This window comes from Pseudarthrobacter sp. NPDC092424, from assembly GCF_044754925.1.
Classification (GTDB): Bacteria; Actinomycetota; Actinomycetes; order Actinomycetales; family Micrococcaceae; genus Arthrobacter.
Genome location: NZ_JBIVQC010000004.1, coordinates 254,840 through 269,731, shown reverse-complemented (window position 1 = coordinate 269,731; position 14,892 = coordinate 254,840). Strand labels below are relative to the sequence as shown.

General features: G+C 67.9%; 11 protein-coding genes, 1 tRNA gene and 1 pseudogene. 9 read left to right on the top strand and 4 right to left on the bottom strand.

The features are described from left to right. Window positions 1–72: 72 nt before the first annotated feature. The 3 genes and pseudogenes from ACIQCN_RS09035 to ACIQCN_RS09025 form a co-directional block, all read right to left on the bottom strand. A pseudogene (locus ACIQCN_RS09035) lies at window positions 73–1,650 on the bottom strand (DUF3488 and transglutaminase-like domain-containing protein); the annotation flags it as partial. After that, complete coding sequence (locus tag ACIQCN_RS09030) at window positions 1,647–3,038, bottom strand: DUF58 domain-containing protein (protein ID WP_400610511.1); 1,392 nt, start codon at window positions 3,036–3,038, stop codon at window positions 1,647–1,649. The pseudogene ACIQCN_RS09035 and the gene ACIQCN_RS09030, both read right to left, overlap by 4 nt. An 8-nt stretch (window positions 3,039–3,046) precedes the next feature. Then, on the bottom strand, window positions 3,047–4,120 hold the full coding sequence (locus ACIQCN_RS09025) for an AAA family ATPase (RefSeq protein ID WP_400605897.1): 1,074 nt from the start codon (window positions 4,118–4,120) through the stop codon (window positions 3,047–3,049). A 161-nt stretch (window positions 4,121–4,281) separates the two neighbouring features. Between ACIQCN_RS09025 and ACIQCN_RS09020 the strand changes: the two genes are divergently transcribed. The 5 genes from ACIQCN_RS09020 (at window position 4,282) to ACIQCN_RS09000 (ending at window position 10,447) form a co-directional block, all read left to right on the top strand. Further along, window positions 4,282–5,196, top strand: a complete 915-nt coding sequence (locus tag ACIQCN_RS09020) for a TatD family hydrolase (protein ID WP_400610509.1) — start codon at window positions 4,282–4,284, stop codon at window positions 5,194–5,196. Window positions 5,197–5,453: 257 nt separating this feature from the next. Then, window positions 5,454–6,632, top strand: coding sequence for a transglycosylase family protein (locus ACIQCN_RS09015; RefSeq protein ID WP_400610507.1), 1,179 nt, complete (start codon window positions 5,454–5,456; stop codon window positions 6,630–6,632). Window positions 6,633–6,747: 115 nt separating this feature from the next. Further along, the gene (rsmA, locus tag ACIQCN_RS09010) at window positions 6,748–7,620 is read left to right on the top strand and encodes a 16S rRNA (adenine(1518)-N(6)/adenine(1519)-N(6))-dimethyltransferase RsmA (protein ID WP_400605903.1); all 873 of its coding nucleotides are present in this window, start codon (window positions 6,748–6,750) and stop codon (window positions 7,618–7,620) included. Next, window positions 7,617–8,579 (top strand): 4-(cytidine 5'-diphospho)-2-C-methyl-D-erythritol kinase, encoded by a 963-nt coding sequence (locus tag ACIQCN_RS09005; RefSeq protein WP_400605906.1) that lies wholly within the window; start codon window positions 7,617–7,619, stop codon window positions 8,577–8,579. Before rsmA ends, ACIQCN_RS09005 begins: the two co-directional genes overlap by 4 nt. A gap of 35 nt (window positions 8,580–8,614) precedes the next feature. Then, a complete protein-coding gene (locus ACIQCN_RS09000) occupies window positions 8,615–10,447 on the top strand; it encodes an ABC-F family ATP-binding cassette domain-containing protein (RefSeq protein ID WP_400605909.1) in 1,833 nt (610 codons plus the stop codon). Between the two features lie 157 nt (window positions 10,448–10,604). On the opposite strand, the gene ACIQCN_RS08995 is transcribed toward ACIQCN_RS09000, so the two are convergent. Further along, a complete protein-coding gene (locus ACIQCN_RS08995) occupies window positions 10,605–11,204 on the bottom strand; it encodes a TetR/AcrR family transcriptional regulator (RefSeq protein ID WP_400606412.1) in 600 nt (199 codons plus the stop codon). Between the two features lie 175 nt (window positions 11,205–11,379). Here ACIQCN_RS08995 and ACIQCN_RS08990 point away from each other — a divergent pair. The 4 genes from ACIQCN_RS08990 to ACIQCN_RS08975 all read left to right on the top strand — a co-directional run bounded on the left by ACIQCN_RS08990 (window position 11,380) and on the right by ACIQCN_RS08975 (window position 14,892). Then, window positions 11,380–11,451 (top strand) — tRNA-Gln (locus ACIQCN_RS08990). A 98-nt stretch (window positions 11,452–11,549) separates the two neighbouring features. Next, window positions 11,550–13,028, top strand: a complete 1,479-nt coding sequence (glmU, locus tag ACIQCN_RS08985) for a bifunctional UDP-N-acetylglucosamine diphosphorylase/glucosamine-1-phosphate N-acetyltransferase GlmU (protein ID WP_400605912.1) — start codon at window positions 11,550–11,552, stop codon at window positions 13,026–13,028. Between the two features lie 2 nt (window positions 13,029–13,030). Beyond that, window positions 13,031–14,011 carry a ribose-phosphate diphosphokinase gene (locus ACIQCN_RS08980; RefSeq protein ID WP_400605913.1) on the top strand — a complete coding sequence of 327 codons (981 nt, stop codon included), beginning with the start codon at window positions 13,031–13,033 and terminating at the stop codon, window positions 14,009–14,011. 254 nt (window positions 14,012–14,265) lie between these two features. Next, the gene (locus ACIQCN_RS08975) at window positions 14,266–14,892 is read left to right on the top strand and encodes a 50S ribosomal protein L25/general stress protein Ctc (protein WP_400605915.1); all 627 of its coding nucleotides are present in this window, start codon (window positions 14,266–14,268) and stop codon (window positions 14,890–14,892) included.

The window sequence follows — 14,892 nt, the reverse complement described above, 5'->3', positions numbered from 1 at the left end:
GATGGGCAGTGTGAGAACTTCCATCCTGGAAGACCTCGACGTCTATCCACGAACCAGCCGCCGACCCTCGACTACACCCTCAACTGCGAAGAGCCCCATTACCGCCATAGCCGACGCGTAGTGGACGCAGTAGCCACTTTTCCGGTCCAGGAAATCCGCCAGGACCGAGAGCCCGTTGCCGTCGTAGCCGCCCTGGACCGGGGACTCCAGCGAGTAGGTGAACGCGGCCGAGCGGAGATAGCGCTGGATCGCCATGGCCTTCTCGTAGGGGCTTTCTACCGGCCCGGCCACTTCGGTGGCAGTGGCCCGCACGATGTCCGGCACGTTGCCCGGAACGCGGATGAAGTCCTCCGCGATGCCTTCCACCCGCCGCGGTGAGCCCGCCAGCAGCGCTGCGGTGACGGCCGGAGCGGTGGAGACCACCACGTACTCCTGCCGGCGGGAAGTGGTGTCTGTCCCTTTGATGCTCAGCGTGGCGGGGTCCCAGGTCCAGCGCCCGCTAAGTCCCAGCACCGCTTCGGGTGCGTACGGAGCCGGCAGGTACGGGCTGGTGAAAGTGCCGGCATCAACTGCGGTAATCACGCGCCGCTGCTCTCCGGCCAGGACGTCGTAGCCAGGGTCGATGCGCCCGGACAGGGGCACACGGGAGGCGGTGCGGTCGTCCGGGCCCCAGGACTCGCCGTCGAAATGGTCAACCGTGACCGAGCGCAGGTACACAGGTGCCGTGGCACTGGTGGCGTAGGTGATCCTGCCGCTTCCCTCGGGGGTGCGCAGGCTGGTTCCCAGTGTGATCATGGGGTTCAGCCCCGTGGATGCGCCCCACGGGTTCAGCCGGGAGCCCTGGGGAAAGGTGCCCTGGTCGAATCCCGGCATCACGGAAGAAAGCACCAGCGTGGCGGCCAGGGCCGCGGAGCCGGTGAGCGCCGCGCGGCGCGCCTGGCCGGGGGTGCGTGCCATGCCCTCCCCGGCCAGCGGTTGCGGGACGAACCACTGGCTGAATGCCAGGATCATCAGATATCCGGCTGCGGTCACTGCGAAGGACCACGGGCCTACGCTTTGGGGTTTGATCACCGCCGGCACCACCATCAGGGCCAGGAGCCCAACCCCCGTGGCCGCGGGCATGCGCAGGGGAACTGCGAGGGCGTCCACCAGGATCACGGCAAGGCCCAAAATGGCGCAGCACACCATCACGATGCCCGGGTTCGGGGCCACGGGGGCGGTTTCGGCAAGGACGGTCTCGCTGGCCCGGCGCAGCAGCCGGTCCAGTTCGTCCATGGTGGCCCCTGCCGGGATGAAGCCGGCGATGCTGCTGCGGCGGAAGAAAGTGAGCGTGAGGACGGCGCCCAGGGAAAGGAATCCGCCCGCAGTGACAAGGATGGGCTGGGCCCGCAACGAGCGCAGCGCTGCCAGGGTGAAGCACACGGCCAGGACCGTGGTGAGCGCCGGCAGGTACCAGCCCCAGCCGCGGAGTACACCGTTCAGGGAGAGGGCAGCACCGCATACTGCCACGGCCACGGCGGCGGCCATCGCCCAGGGAAACGCTCCCACGCGGGGCCGCAGGGCAGCGGGGGGTGCAGCTCCGGGTCCGCTCCCGGAACCAGCCGCCGGATTCCTTCCCTGCCCGCGGTTCCGGGCGGGTGCGATGGTCATAGCCCGGCTCCGGCTCTCCGGCGCGCGTCGGATCCCGGTTCCGTCCGGGCTGCCCGGCCGGCGTCCAGACGGCCCCACGCGTCGGCGACGGAAGTCCTAGGCGCCGCCGCCACGGCACGCCAGCCGGCGGCGCGCAGGAGTTCCAGCGCCTCAGCGGCCTCCGCCGGTACTTCCGTGACCACCACCGCCATGGCTGTGGTGGCGTATGTGGCCGCGGGTGCCAGGGCACGCGCGTCCGCGGCGCTGATCCGTCCCAGTACTGCAACGAGCGGACCCCGCATGCGGTGCGCCGACAGCTTGTCCATCAGGCCGTCGTCGAACGGTGCGGGCTGGGATTCCGGATCGGGACGCCGCGGCAGCGCGGTTCCCCGGCCATCCCGGTGCGCGGCGGCGGGCAGAATGGCGGCCAGGCTCTCGGCGATGGACTGCAGTCCGGACGGTCCCGCGTATTCCTCTGTCTCCGGTTCCGGCGCGGACGGCGAATGCCGGAACGCCGGTGCGCCGTGCTGGTCCAGCAGCCTGAGCGCGTAGCTTCGTCCGGCCAGGTGGGAGCTGAGGGACATGGCGGCCACCACTGCCCACTCGAACGCCGGGCTGCCTGCTTCCACGCCTTCGTCATGGTTCCCGCCGGGAAAGGCTGCCGCCCGCAGATCCAGGAGGATAGTGGCCTCGGGAGTGGTGACGGATTCCTCCTGCCGCACCATCAGTTCGCCGTGGCGCGCCGTCGCGGCCCAGTGGACCCGGCGCATGGGATCGCCGTGGCGGTATTCCCGGGTCATGACGTCGTCGTCGCTGGGGTTGGCGCGGCTGCGGGTGGCGGTGATGCCGTCGTGGCCCCGCGCTCCTGCCAATACGGTCCGCGGAAGCACGACGGCGGCCGGAGTCACGGTCAGCGTCTCGCCGTCGTCGATCGCCTGCCTGTGCAGGGAGAGGCCGAAGGGGTCGGTGAACTCGGCGGTGACCGGGCCGATCAGGAACTGGCCGCGCTGCGGCGGGCGCAGCCGGTACTCGTACCGGCTGGCGCCCCCCGTGGCCGCCCGCGAGGGAAAACGAAAGGACGGGGATTCGCCGAACCGGGCCGGCAGGCGTTCCTCCATCACGGCGCGTCCCGTCCCGGGACCGGTCCGGGCCACCATGAGGTGCACCCGGACCGGAGCGGAGGTCTCCACCGGGGAGGGGGTGAAGGTCCTTGCCACCCGGAACCGGGGATGGACCAGGCGGAGGCCGGCCAGCGAAGCCAGGGGCAGCATGATCAGCAGGATGGCCAGCGCCAGCAGATCCCGGCGGCCCATGATGTGTGCGGCCGCGAGGGACGCTGCACCCGCTGCAAGCATGCCCCAGCCGCGCCGGGTGAACAGGTGTCCGGGCAACCAGCCCTGCTGCGCCATGGCTGGCCCTAGCGGTTCCTGGTGGCTGGAGCGGCGCCGGCGGCTACCGGCAACCGGGACAGGATAGCGCGCACCACGCTCTGCGGCGTTTCGCCGGCTGCCGCTGCCTTACGGTCAAGGATGATGCGGTGCGCCAGCACCGGCTCGGCGACCTGGCCCAGGTCGTCCGGAAGCACAAAGTCCCTGCCGTCCAGCGCGGCCGTGGCCTTCGCCGCCCGGAGCAACTGCAGCAGGGAACGGGGGCTTGCGCCCAGGCGCAGGAGCGGGCTCTCCCGGGTGGCCCGGCCCACCGACACGGTGTACTCCTTGATCGCCTGCGAGACGTACACCTGCTGCACCGTGGTGATCATCGAGGCCACCTCCGCAGCGGTAACCACCGCAGTGACGCTGTTCAGGGGCGACGCCGCCTGGTGGGTCTCAAGCATGTCGATCTCGGCCTCCCGGTCCGGGTACCCCATGGAAATACGTGCCATGAAGCGGTCCCGCTGGGCCTCCGGCAGGGGATAGGTGCCTTCCATCTCGATCGGGTTCTGGGTGGCCACCACCATGAACGGCTCGTCGAGGTGGTAGGACGTGCCGTCCACCGTGACCTGGTGTTCCTCCATGCATTCGAGCAGGGCGGACTGGGTCTTGGCCGACGCCCGGTTGATCTCGTCCCCGATGACGATGTTGGCAAAGACCGCGCCCGGCCGGAATTCGAAGTTCCTTGATGCCTGGTTGTAGACGGACACGCCAGTGACGTCCGACGGCAGCAGATCCGGCGTGAACTGGATCCGGTTCACCGTGCAGTCCACGGTGCGTGCCAGCGCTTTGGCGAGCAGGGTCTTGCCTACCCCGGGGACGTCCTCCACCAGGAGATGGCCCTGGGCCAGCAGCACCGTCAATGCCAGCTGGGCGGCATCGGGTTTGCCGTCGATGACCGTATTGACCGTGTCCAGGATGCGGCGGGTGGCATCGTGGAACGGGCCGGCTTCCATCGGGACCGGCCGGTGCCCGTTCAGCCGGACGGCCGCACCCGCGGGGACCGCCACCGGGCGGCTGCCGGAGCCCGGCGTGTCAGCAGTGCGTTGGTGGGACTCCATCGGCAACCTTTCAACGGGTATTACCTGGACGGGTCAGCAAGCCTGCCGTTACCAGCCGTAGGCGCTCGCATCTGTATCTTCCAGACTACTAACACAACTGCTGCGGCCGGGAGTGAGTTCCGGTAAATCTGGCGGACCGCCGGCGGCATTAAGCTGGACGAATGTGTGATGACGCTGTTCCCGCCGCCTACCGCGGTGCGGGCACCGAAGAGACTGCCGGTCCGGGCCCCTCCGGGGTGGCCAAGGCGCGGGCCTTCCCGCCGGCTCCGGAGCCCCTGCCGGTTCCGGTGATGGACAACCATACCCATTTGGATTTCCCGGACGGAAACGCCCCGGTGGGCATTGCCGCCGCGATGGATGCCGCCGCAGCAGTAGGGGTGCAGGGTGCCGTGCAGGTAGGCTGCGACCTGGAGTCCTCCAGGTTCACCGCTGCCGCCGTCGACCTGGATCCGCGGCTGCTCGGTGCCGTGGCGCTGCACCCGAACGACGCGCCACGGTACGCGGAACGCGGCGGGTTGGAAGAGGCTCTTGCGGAGATCGAACGGCTCGCAGCGCATCCGCGCATCCGGGCCATCGGGGAAACCGGGCTCGACTTCTTCCGCACGTCCGGGGAGGGCCTGGCGCACCAGCGCTATTCTTTCCGCCGCCACATCGATATCGCCAAACGCCTGGGCCTGACCCTGCAGATCCACGACCGCGACGCGCACCGCGAGGTTGTCCAGGTCCTCCGCGAGGAAGGGGCACCCGAGCGCGTGGTGTTCCATTGCTTCTCCGGCGATGAGGAACTGGCCCGGATCTGCAATGAAGAAGGCTGGTGGATGTCCTTTGCCGGGACGCTGACCTTCAAGAACGCCGCCAACCTGCGCGGTGCGCTCGCCGTGGCGGATCCGGGGCTGCTGCTGGTGGAAACGGATGCGCCGTTCCTCACTCCCCACCCGCACCGGGGCCGGCCGAACGCGAGCTACATGGTCCCCTACACCGTTCGGACCATGGCGGAATTGACAGGTTCGGACCTCGCCGGGCTGTGTGCGGCAATCAGCGAAAATACCCTGCGGGCCTACGGATCCTGGGACTGACCGGCAACGCTGCGGAGCGCCGCTTGTGCATACCCGGTATGTATATTTGTTGGTCCGTTTATAACGCTACGGTTACAGTGGATAACTGTTAGCCGGGGTCGGGGAAGGCCAGCGGGTAATTTCACTCCTTATTGCACCGTGTGGTGCCGGGCCTGGGCCCGGCCTGTCCGAGGGGCAGGAGTGTGGCGGCGCAAGGGTGCCCGGACAGCCCCGTGAGTGGTGCTTCCGGGAGTTTAATGCGCTATCCCCGTGCCCGGATGGACCAAAAGTTACGGGCAATCGTGGTCAAGTTTTTTACGTCGGACGGCAAGTTCAGCTTCTTGAAGGTTGGTGCACAGCTCCTGGTGCTGTGCGGTCTGGTGGCAGGCCTGGTGGCCTTCGTCGGCAATAACAAAACCATCACGCTCAACGTTGATGGCAAAGTCTCTTCCGTCCAGACGTTCGGTGGAACCGTGGGGCAGGTGGTCAAGAGCGCCAGCCTGGAGCTGTCGCCCGAAGACCGGGTGACCCCGGCCATCGACGAATCCGTCCGCAACGGGACCGTGATCAACGTCAACAAGGCCAAGGAAGTTCAGGTCAGCCTGGACGGCTCCGAACAGACCGTTAACACCACCGCGCCGGACGTGGCAGGACTGGTGACCCAACTCGGCGTGGCCAGCGCCTCCTCGGTCTCGGTGCCCAAGGACTCCCGGCTCGCCGTGGAAGGGTCCTTCGTTTCCATCTCGACGCCCAAGAAAGTCAGCATCGTTGCCGATGGCAAGGTGGACACGGCCACCACCACTGCAGCTACCGTCCGGGAGGTCCTGGATCGAGCGGGTGTAAGCCTCGGTGCCAATGACCGCTCTTCCCAGCCGGGCAGCGCGCACGTGGTGGACAACATGGTCATCAAGGTCTCCCGCGTGCAGAAGGGCAAGACCGTGGTGGCCACCGAGGAAGTTCCCTTCGAGACACTCACCACCCGAAGCGCAGAACTGCCCAAGGGCGAAGAGGAAGTGACCCGCGAGGGCACCCCCGGCAAGCTGCAGAAGACGTTCAAGCTGGTCCTGGTGGACGGCCGCGAAGCTTCCCGCGCCCTGGTGGCCGAAACCGTCCTAGCCAAGCCCGTGGCCCGCAAGGTCACCGTGGGAACCAAGGAAGCCCCGAAGCCTGCTGCCGCCGCCAGCAACACCGGTGCAGCGGCTCCGGCCATGATGAATGAAGCCATGTGGGACGCGATTGCCCAGTGCGAGTCCGGAGGCAACTGGAGCATCAACACCGGAAACGGCTACTACGGCGGGCTGCAGTTCGACATCCAGACCTGGATCGGCGCCGGCGGCGGTGCCTACGCCCCCAACGCCAGCCTGGCCACCAAGGCCCAGCAGATCGACATCGCCAACCGCGTCTATGCCCAACGCGGCCTGCAGCCCTGGGGCTGCGGATGGGCCGCCACGGCCTGACCCGTTGCACCGCCTGCCCGGCTGAGGGCACCGTGGCCGGACCCGGACTCCCGGGCCCGGCCACTGGCGTTAAGGACGACGGCGGCCCGGTCACGCCCCGGGATAGGATACCTACGTGACTGAACCGACCCCTGCCGCGCCCGCACCCCTCTTCGGTGCCTCCGACATCCGCAGGCTGGCGGAGGAAATCGGTGTCAGGCCCACCAAGACCCTGGGCCAGAACTTCGTGATTGACGGCAACACCATCCGCAGGATCGTGGCCGCCGCCGACATCGGACCCGGCGAGGCGGTCCTGGAAGTCGGCCCGGGCCTGGGCTCGTTGACGCTGGGGCTCCTGGACGCGGCCGGCACCGTGGTCGCCGTCGAAATCGATCCGGTGCTGGCCGCCAAGCTTCCGGAAACCGTGGCCCACTGGCGCCCCGGGGCCGTCGATGCCTTCCACCTGGTCCACGCAGACGCCATGAAGGTCACCGAACTGCCTGTGGAGCCCACCGCGCTCGTGGCGAACCTGCCCTACAACGTTGCCGTGCCCGTAGTGCTGCACCTGCTGCAGCACTTCCCGACCCTTCGGCACGGCCTGGTGATGGTGCAGGACGAGGTGGCAGACCGTTTGGCCGCCGGCCCGGGCTCCAAGACCTACGGGGTTCCCTCGGTGAAGGCCGCCTGGTACAGCGACATGCGCAAGGCCGGAGTGATCGGCATGAACGTCTTCTGGCCTGCGCCGAAGATCCACTCCGGGCTGGTGGCCTTCACGCGCCGTGAACCGCCGGCAACCACCGCCACGCGCGAGCAGGTCTTCGCCGTGGTGGACGCCGCATTCGCCCAGCGCCGGAAGACTTTGCGCGCTGCACTCGCCGGCTGGGCGGGAGGGGCACCGGAGGCCGAACGCTGCCTGGTGGCTGCCGGTGTCGACCCCACCGCCCGCGGCGAGGTCATCGACATTGCCGCGTTTGCGCGGATCGCCGAGGCCAGGGAGGCCGCCCGGTGAACGCCGTGCCCGGGCGGTTCGCGCCCCGGACGGTCCGGGTCAAGGCGCCGGGCAAGGTCAACGTCGCCCTGGATGTGGGGCCACTCCGGCCGGACGGCTACCACTCCGTTGCCAGCGTCTACCTGGCCGTCTCGCTTTATGAGGAAGTAGCGGCCACCAGCACGGAAACGCCGGGTATCACGGTGTCGGTCAGCGCAGAAAGCACGCTGGATCTGGACGGTGTGGACATCCCCCTGGACAACCGGAACCTGGCCTATAAAGCGGCTGCCATCATGGCCGATGTTTCCGAGCACGCCACCGGAGTCCATCTTGAAATCACCAAGAGGGTGCCTGTTGCCGGCGGCATGGGCGGCGGGTCAGCGGACGCCGCGGCCACCCTGCTGGCCTGTGACGCCCTCTGGAACAGCGGCCTGTCCCGCGAAGAGCTGGCCCACCTCGCAGCCGAGCTTGGCGCGGACGTGCCCTTTTCGCTTCTGGGAGGCACCGCCGTCGGCCTCGGACTGGGCGACGACCTGTCCCCGGCCCTGGCGAAAGCGCAGACACACTGGGTGCTGGTGGCCGCCGACTTTGGCCTCTCCACTCCCGAGGTGTACCGCACCCTGGACCGGATGCGGGCGGCCGAAGGCGTGGAGGCCGCCGAACCTGCAGGGGTTGATCCCCGGATCCTCACGGCCCTGCGCGGTGGCGACGCCGACGCCCTGGGCACGGTGCTGGTCAATGACCTGCAGCGCGCCGCCATCGAGTTGGCGCCTTCCCTGCGGGATACGCTGGGAATCGGCGAATCCCACGGAGCGGTGGCCGGCATCGTTTCCGGCTCCGGCCCCACGGTGGCCCTCCTTGCCGAGGACTCCATAGCAGCCGAAGGACTGGCTGCGGACCTGCGCCGCTTCGGCCTGACCGCCCTGCCGGTCCACGGCCCGGTACCCGGCGCGCGCATCATGTCCGACACCCTCCTCTAGTTTTTCCGAACCCCCGCAGCAGAAAGCAGCTCCCTTTGGCACACCTTCTTGGCGGCGAGAACCTCACCGTCTCGTACGCAACCCGCACTGTCCTGGACGGCGTCACCCTGGGACTGGAAGAGGGCGACCGGATCGGCATGGTGGGCCGCAACGGCGACGGCAAATCCACGCTGATGCGGCTCCTGGCCCTGCGGTCGACCCCCGATTCAGGGCGTGTCACCAAGCGCGGCGACGTCAACATCGGCTACCTGGACCAAAGCGACGTGCTCGACGGCGACCTGACCGTGGGTGCCGCAATCGTGGGGGACCAGGCGGACTACGAATGGGCGCGCAACCCCCAGATCAGGGAAATCATGGGCGGACTGGTGTCCGACGTGGACTGGCACGCCAACGTGCACGCACTCTCCGGGGGCCAGAAGCGGCGCGTGGCCCTGGCCAAGCTGCTCATCGAGGACCACGACGTCATCATGCTGGACGAGCCCACCAACCACCTCGATGTCGAAGGCGTCGCCTGGCTGGCACGGCACCTGAAGAGCCGCTGGCGTGCCAACCAGGGTGCGTTCCTGGTGGTCACGCACGACCGCTGGTTCCTCGACGAAATCTGCACCAGGACCTGGGAAGTCCACGACGGCATCGTCGACCCGTTCGAAGGTGGCTACGCGGCCTACGTGCTGGCGCGCGCCGAGCGGGACCGCATGGCGTCCGTCGTCGAAAGCAAACGCCAGCAGCTCGTGAAGAAGGAACTGGCGTGGCTGCGCCGCGGCGCCCCGGCCCGCACGTCCAAGCCGAAGTTCCGCATCGAGGCGGCCAACGCCCTGATTGAGGACGTTCCGGCGCCCCGCGACTCGATGGCCCTGAGCAAGATGGCGACGGCGCGGCTGGGCAAGGATGTCCTGGACCTGGAGAACGTGTCCCTGAACTTTCAGGATGACGACGCCGGCCGGAAGCTTTTCGACAACATCACCCTCCGCCTGGCCCCGGGTGAGCGGTTGGGCCTGGTGGGCGTCAACGGTGCCGGCAAGACCACACTGCTGAAGCTGCTCAACGGGGAGATCACCCCGGATGCGGGCAAGGTGAAGCGGGGCAAGACCGTGGTGACGGCGGTCCTCACGCAGGAGGTCAAGGAACTCGACGACGTGGCCGACCTGCGCGTGATCGAGGTCATCGAGCGGGAAAAGCGGTCCTTCAATGTGGGCGGCCGGGAATTCACAGCCGGCCAGCTGGTGGAGCAGCTCGGGTTCACCAACCAGAAGCAGTGGACCCCCGTCCGCGACCTTTCCGGTGGCGAACGCCGCCGCCTGCAGCTCCTCCGGCTCCTGGTGGGCGAACCCAACGTCCTCATGCTTGATGAACCCACGAACGACCTCGACACGGACACCCTCGCCGCGGTGGAGGACGTCCTTGACGGCTGGCCCGGAACCCTCGTGGTGGTCAGCCACGACCGGTACCTCCTGGAACGCGTGACGGACCACCAAATGGCACTGCTGGGGGACGGCAAGCTCCGCGGCCTCCCCGGCGGCGTTGACCAGTATTTGGAACTCCGCGAGTCCGCGCTGGCCGGTTCCACGGTGGCTGGCGGCGGCAACCCCGTCACCAGCGCCGGCGCCGGCAACGCAAGCGCCGCGGCAGCAGGCGGCCCGTCGGAGGCAGAGAAGCGGGACGCACGCAAGGCCCAGAACCGGATTGAACGCCAGCTCAAGAAACTGGACCAGCAGGAAAAGAAGCTCCACGACGACATGGTCAAGAGCACGGAGAAGTCCGACTTCGACGCCCTGGCGGAACAGAACAAGCAGCTCAAGGACCTGGGCGAGGAAAAGGAAGCACTGGAAATGGAGTGGCTCGAAGCCTCGGAGCTCCTGGGCGACTGACAAAGACGACGCGGGCACCAGCGGTGCAGGAGTCCTTCGTGTAGTCGCGCATCGCGGCGCATCGTGGCGTGGAGGTCGCCCAGCGACCGGAACCTCACCTATGCGATGTGTCTAAGCGACGGCGAAGGGCTCCTGTGCCGCGGACGGAACCAGGGAGTTACCCTTCGGACTGCAGTTCCGGGTCCTTCTTGAGGCCGGTGAGGCCGTTCCAGGCAAGGTTGACCAGGTGCGCTGCGACGGTTTGCTTGTCAGGCCGCCGGCTGTCCTGCCACCACTGGCCCGTCATGGCCACCATGCCCACCAGCATCTGCGCGTACATTGCACCGTCCTCCCCACTGAGCCCGCGGCGGGAAAATTCGTCGGCCAGCATATGTTCCACGCGGGCGGTGACGTGCGAGAGCAGGGTGGAGAATGCGCCTTCGGGCTGGGACGGCGGCGCGTCCCGCATGAGGATGCGGAAGCCTTCCGTGCGGTCCTCGATGTAGGTCAGCAGGGCCAGGGCGGCGCGCTCGACGAGGACGCGCGGTTTCGCCTCGTCGCCGAGGGCGGCATTGATGGCGTCCAGGAGGATGCGGAACTCGAAGTCCACCACCTCGGTGTAGAGGCCTTCCTTGGAACCGAAGTGCTCGTAGATGACGGGTTTCGACACCCCCGCGCACACCGCAATTTCCTCGATGGTGGTCCCGTCCAGCCCCCGTGCGGCGAAGAGGCCGCGTCCGACGTCGATCAGTTGGCTCCTGCGCTGGAGCCCGGTCATGCGCGTCCGGGGGAGGGGGTTGTTGCTCACATTTCCATCATGCCCTACCGCTTCCCCCCGGAATTGCAGGCGGTGGAGCCGCTGAAGGGGCGGGGGAGGTCCCGCCATGTCGCGCACCGCACCGAAGCCGTGGCAAAATAGGGACTTGTGCCCGGGCCTCGAGACTTGGGCATGGTCCGCTCTGGTGTAACGGCAGCACCCCGGCCTTTGGAGCCGTGGAGTATAGGTTCGAATCCTATGGGCGGAACTGCCGGGGCGAGGAGCGCCCCGCAGGATGGCATGCGGTGCCCGCTGGAATCCGGCGGACACGGCCGGCCAGCGAACCGAAGCAAGGAGAGCCCGTACGTGATCCCCGAGAATGCCGGCCCCGCCGCAGTAATCGTTCTGGCAGCAGGCGCCGGTACCCGGATGAAATCGCGTCTCCCCAAGATCCTGCATGAAATCGGCGGCCGTTCCATGGTGGGCCACGCCCTCCTGGCGGCCCGCAGCATTAACCCGCAGCAGCTGGCCATCGTGGTGCGGCACGAACGCGACCTGGTGGCGCGCCACGTCAGCAACCTGGACCCCGCCGCCGTCGTGGTGGACCAGGATGAGGTGCCGGGTACCGGGCGCGCCGTCGAGGTGGCGCTGGAAGCCCTGGACGCACGGGGGCTGCTGGACGGCACCGTGGTGGTCACCTATGGCGACGTTCCGCTGCTGACCGCAGGTCTTCTGGCGGAGCTGGTCTCCACCCACGAACGGGACGCGAACGCGGTGACTGTACTTACCGCCGTCCTGGACGACGCCACCGGTTACGGGCGGATCCTGCGCGCCGCCGACGGCACGGTGACCGGCATCCGCGAGCACAAGGATGCCACGGACGCCGAACGTGAGGTCCGCGAGGTCAACTCCGGCATCTACGCTTTTGACGCAGCCGTGCTCCGCAGCGCCCTCGCCAAGGTCACCACGGACAACGCCCAGGGCGAGAAGTATTTGACGGACGTCCTGGGGCTGGCGCGGGAGGCAGGCGGCCGCGTGGCCGCCGTCGTCACCACCGACCGCTGGCAGGTCGAAGGCGCCAACGACCGCGTCCAGCTCGCCGCGCTCGGGGCCGAACTGAACCGCCGCACGGTGGAAGCATGGATGCGCGCCGGCGTCACGGTGGTGGACCCTGCGACCACTTGGATCGACTCCTCCGTCACGCTGGAGGAAGACGTCCGGATCCTTCCCAACACGCAGCTGCACGGCGCCACTGCCGTGGCGCGGGACGCCGTCGTGGGCCCCGACACCACGCTGACGGATGTCACCGTCGGCGAGGGTGCCAAGGTGACCCGCACGCACGGTTCCGGCGCGCGCATCGGCGCGGACGCCGCCGTCGGCCCCTTCACCTACCTCCGCCCGGGCACCGTCCTGGGCGAGAGCGGCAAGATTGGCGCGTTCTACGAGACCAAGAACGTGACCATCGGGCGCGGCTCCAAGCTCTCGCACCTCGGGTACGCCGGGGACGCCGAAATCGGCGAGGACACCAACATCGGGTGCGGCAACATCACGGCCAATTACGACGGCGAGAAGAAGCACCGCACGGTCATCGGCTCGGGCGTCCGCACGGGTTCCAACACGGTCTTCGTTGCTCCGGTCACCGTGGGGGATGGCGCCTATAGCGGTGCCGGCGCGGTGATCCGGAAAGACGTGCCAGCCGGCGCCCTTGCGTTGAGCATCGCCGCCCAGCGCAATACCGAAGGCTGGGTTCCCGCCCACAGGCCGGGAACCCGCTCCGCGGAACTGGCACAGGCGGCCACCACAGATTCCTCAAGTACCCCGGCATCTACAGAAGAGGGCAAGTAACCATGAGCGAAATTACGGCGCACGGCGAGAAGAAGCTGGTGCTCGCCTCCGGGCGGGCCCATCCGGAGCTGGCACGGGAGATCGCCAAGGAGCTCGGTACGGACCTGCTGCCCGTCGACGCCTACGACTTCGCCAACGGGGAGATCTACGTGCGCGCCGGCGAGAGCGTGCGCGGCACGGATGCGTTCGTCATCCAGGCGCACCCGGCCCCGCTGAACAACCACCTCATGGAACAGCTGATCATGATCGATTCGCTGAAGCGCGCCTCCGCCAAGCGCATCACCGTGGTCTCCCCGTTCTACCCGTACGCCCGGCAGGACAAGAAAGGCCGCGGCCGCGAGCCCATCTCCGCCCGCCTTGTGGCCGACCTGTACAAGACTGCCGGCGCCGACCGCATCATGAGTGTCGACCTGCACACCTCCCAGATCCAGGGCTTCTTCGACGGCCCCGTGGACCACCTCATGGCCATCCCGCTGCTGGCGGACTACATCCGCACCCGCGTGGACGCCGAGAACATCACCGTGGTCTCCCCGGACACCGGCCGCGTCCGGGTTGCCGAGCAGTGGGCCGAACGCCTGGGCGGTGCACCGCTGGCCTTCGTGCACAAGAGCCGCGACCTGACCGTGCCCAACCAGGCCGTCTCCAAGACCGTGGTGGGCCAGATCGAAGGCCGCACCTGCGTGCTCATCGACGACATGATCGACACCGGCGGAACCATCTCCGGGGCTGTCCAGGTTCTGAAGAACGCCGGCGCCAAGGATGTCATCATCGCCGCCACCCACGCCGTGTTCTCCGAGCCGGCCGCGCAGCGCCTGTCCGAGTCCGGCGCCCGGGAAGTTGTGGTCACCAACACGCTGCCGCTGTCCTCAGCGCAGCGCTTCCCGCAGCTGACGGTGCTGTCCATCGCACCGCTGATTGCGCGCGCCATCCGTGAGGTGTTCGACGACGGCTCCGTCACCAGCCTGTTCGACGGCAACGCCTAGCCGCTTTCGGCCGGTTTCAGTTATGGGGGCGGGCGCTGGTAAGCTGGTCAGCGATACCTTGGCGAGGGAGAGCAGCGCGGCAACCGGTATAAACCGGACGTCCGGCTGGCAGTTCTCCGTTATCGACTGGGTCTGAACTGCCCTTCCAGCGGAAGGGTGCCTTCTTGAAGGGCCGCCTCCGGGCCGTCCGGCGTTGAAGGTCGTACAGACCTCCGCCCTTGCTGAACACCGTTTCATCTTCAAGGAGATAATCCATGTCTGAGCAGAAGCTCGCAGCAGAACTGCGCACCGAATTCGGCAAGGGCTACGCCCGCCGCGCCCGGATGGCCAACCTGATCCCCGCCGTTATCTACGGCCACGGTGCAGAGCCCATCCACGTCACCCTGCCCGCCAAGGCCACCACCCTGGCCGTCCGCACCCCGAACGCCCTGCTGTCGCTGGACATCAACGGCGAAGGCCACCTGGCACTGGTCAAGGACGTACAGCGCGACCCGATCAAGCAGATCATCGAGCACATCGACCTTCTGACCGTCCGCAAGGGCGAAAAGGTCACCGTTGACGTTCCCGTCCACGTCGAAGGCGAAACCGCTCCCGAGACTGTCCACAACCTCGAACTGACCTCCGTGTCCGTCGAAGCAGAGGCAACCCACCTGCCCGAGTCCGTTTCGGTCAGCATCGAAGGCCGTGGCGCCGGCGAGCACATCCACGCTTCCGACCTGGTCCTGCCGAAGGGCACCGTCCTGCTGACGGACGCCGACGCGCTTGTGGTCAACATCTCCGAAGCCACCGTTGTTGCCGAGGAAGAGACCGAAGGCGAAGAAGCAGCTGCCGAGGAGACTCCCGCAGCCGCCGAAGAGGCTGAAGAAGCAGCAGCCGAGTAA

What these genes read in the sequence shown, in the direction of transcription:
- ACIQCN_RS09025 (WP_400605897.1), bottom strand. Translation starts at nt 4,120, where the DNA reads ATGGAGTCCCACCAACGCACTGCTGACACGCCGGGCTCCGGCAGCCGC.
- ACIQCN_RS08975 (WP_400605915.1), top strand. Translation starts at nt 14,266, where the DNA reads ATGTCTGAGCAGAAGCTCGCAGCAGAACTGCGCACCGAATTCGGCAAG.
- ACIQCN_RS09015 (WP_400610507.1), top strand. Translation starts at nt 5,454, where the DNA reads ATGGACCAAAAGTTACGGGCAATCGTGGTCAAGTTTTTTACGTCGGAC.
- ACIQCN_RS09020 (WP_400610509.1), top strand. Translation starts at nt 4,282, where the DNA reads ATGTGTGATGACGCTGTTCCCGCCGCCTACCGCGGTGCGGGCACCGAA.
- ACIQCN_RS08980 (WP_400605913.1), top strand. Translation starts at nt 13,031, where the DNA reads ATGAGCGAAATTACGGCGCACGGCGAGAAGAAGCTGGTGCTCGCCTCC.
- ACIQCN_RS09030 (WP_400610511.1), bottom strand. Translation starts at nt 3,038, where the DNA reads ATGGCGCAGCAGGGCTGGTTGCCCGGACACCTGTTCACCCGGCGCGGC.
- ACIQCN_RS08995 (WP_400606412.1), bottom strand. Translation starts at nt 11,204, where the DNA reads ATGACCGGGCTCCAGCGCAGGAGCCAACTGATCGACGTCGGACGCGGC.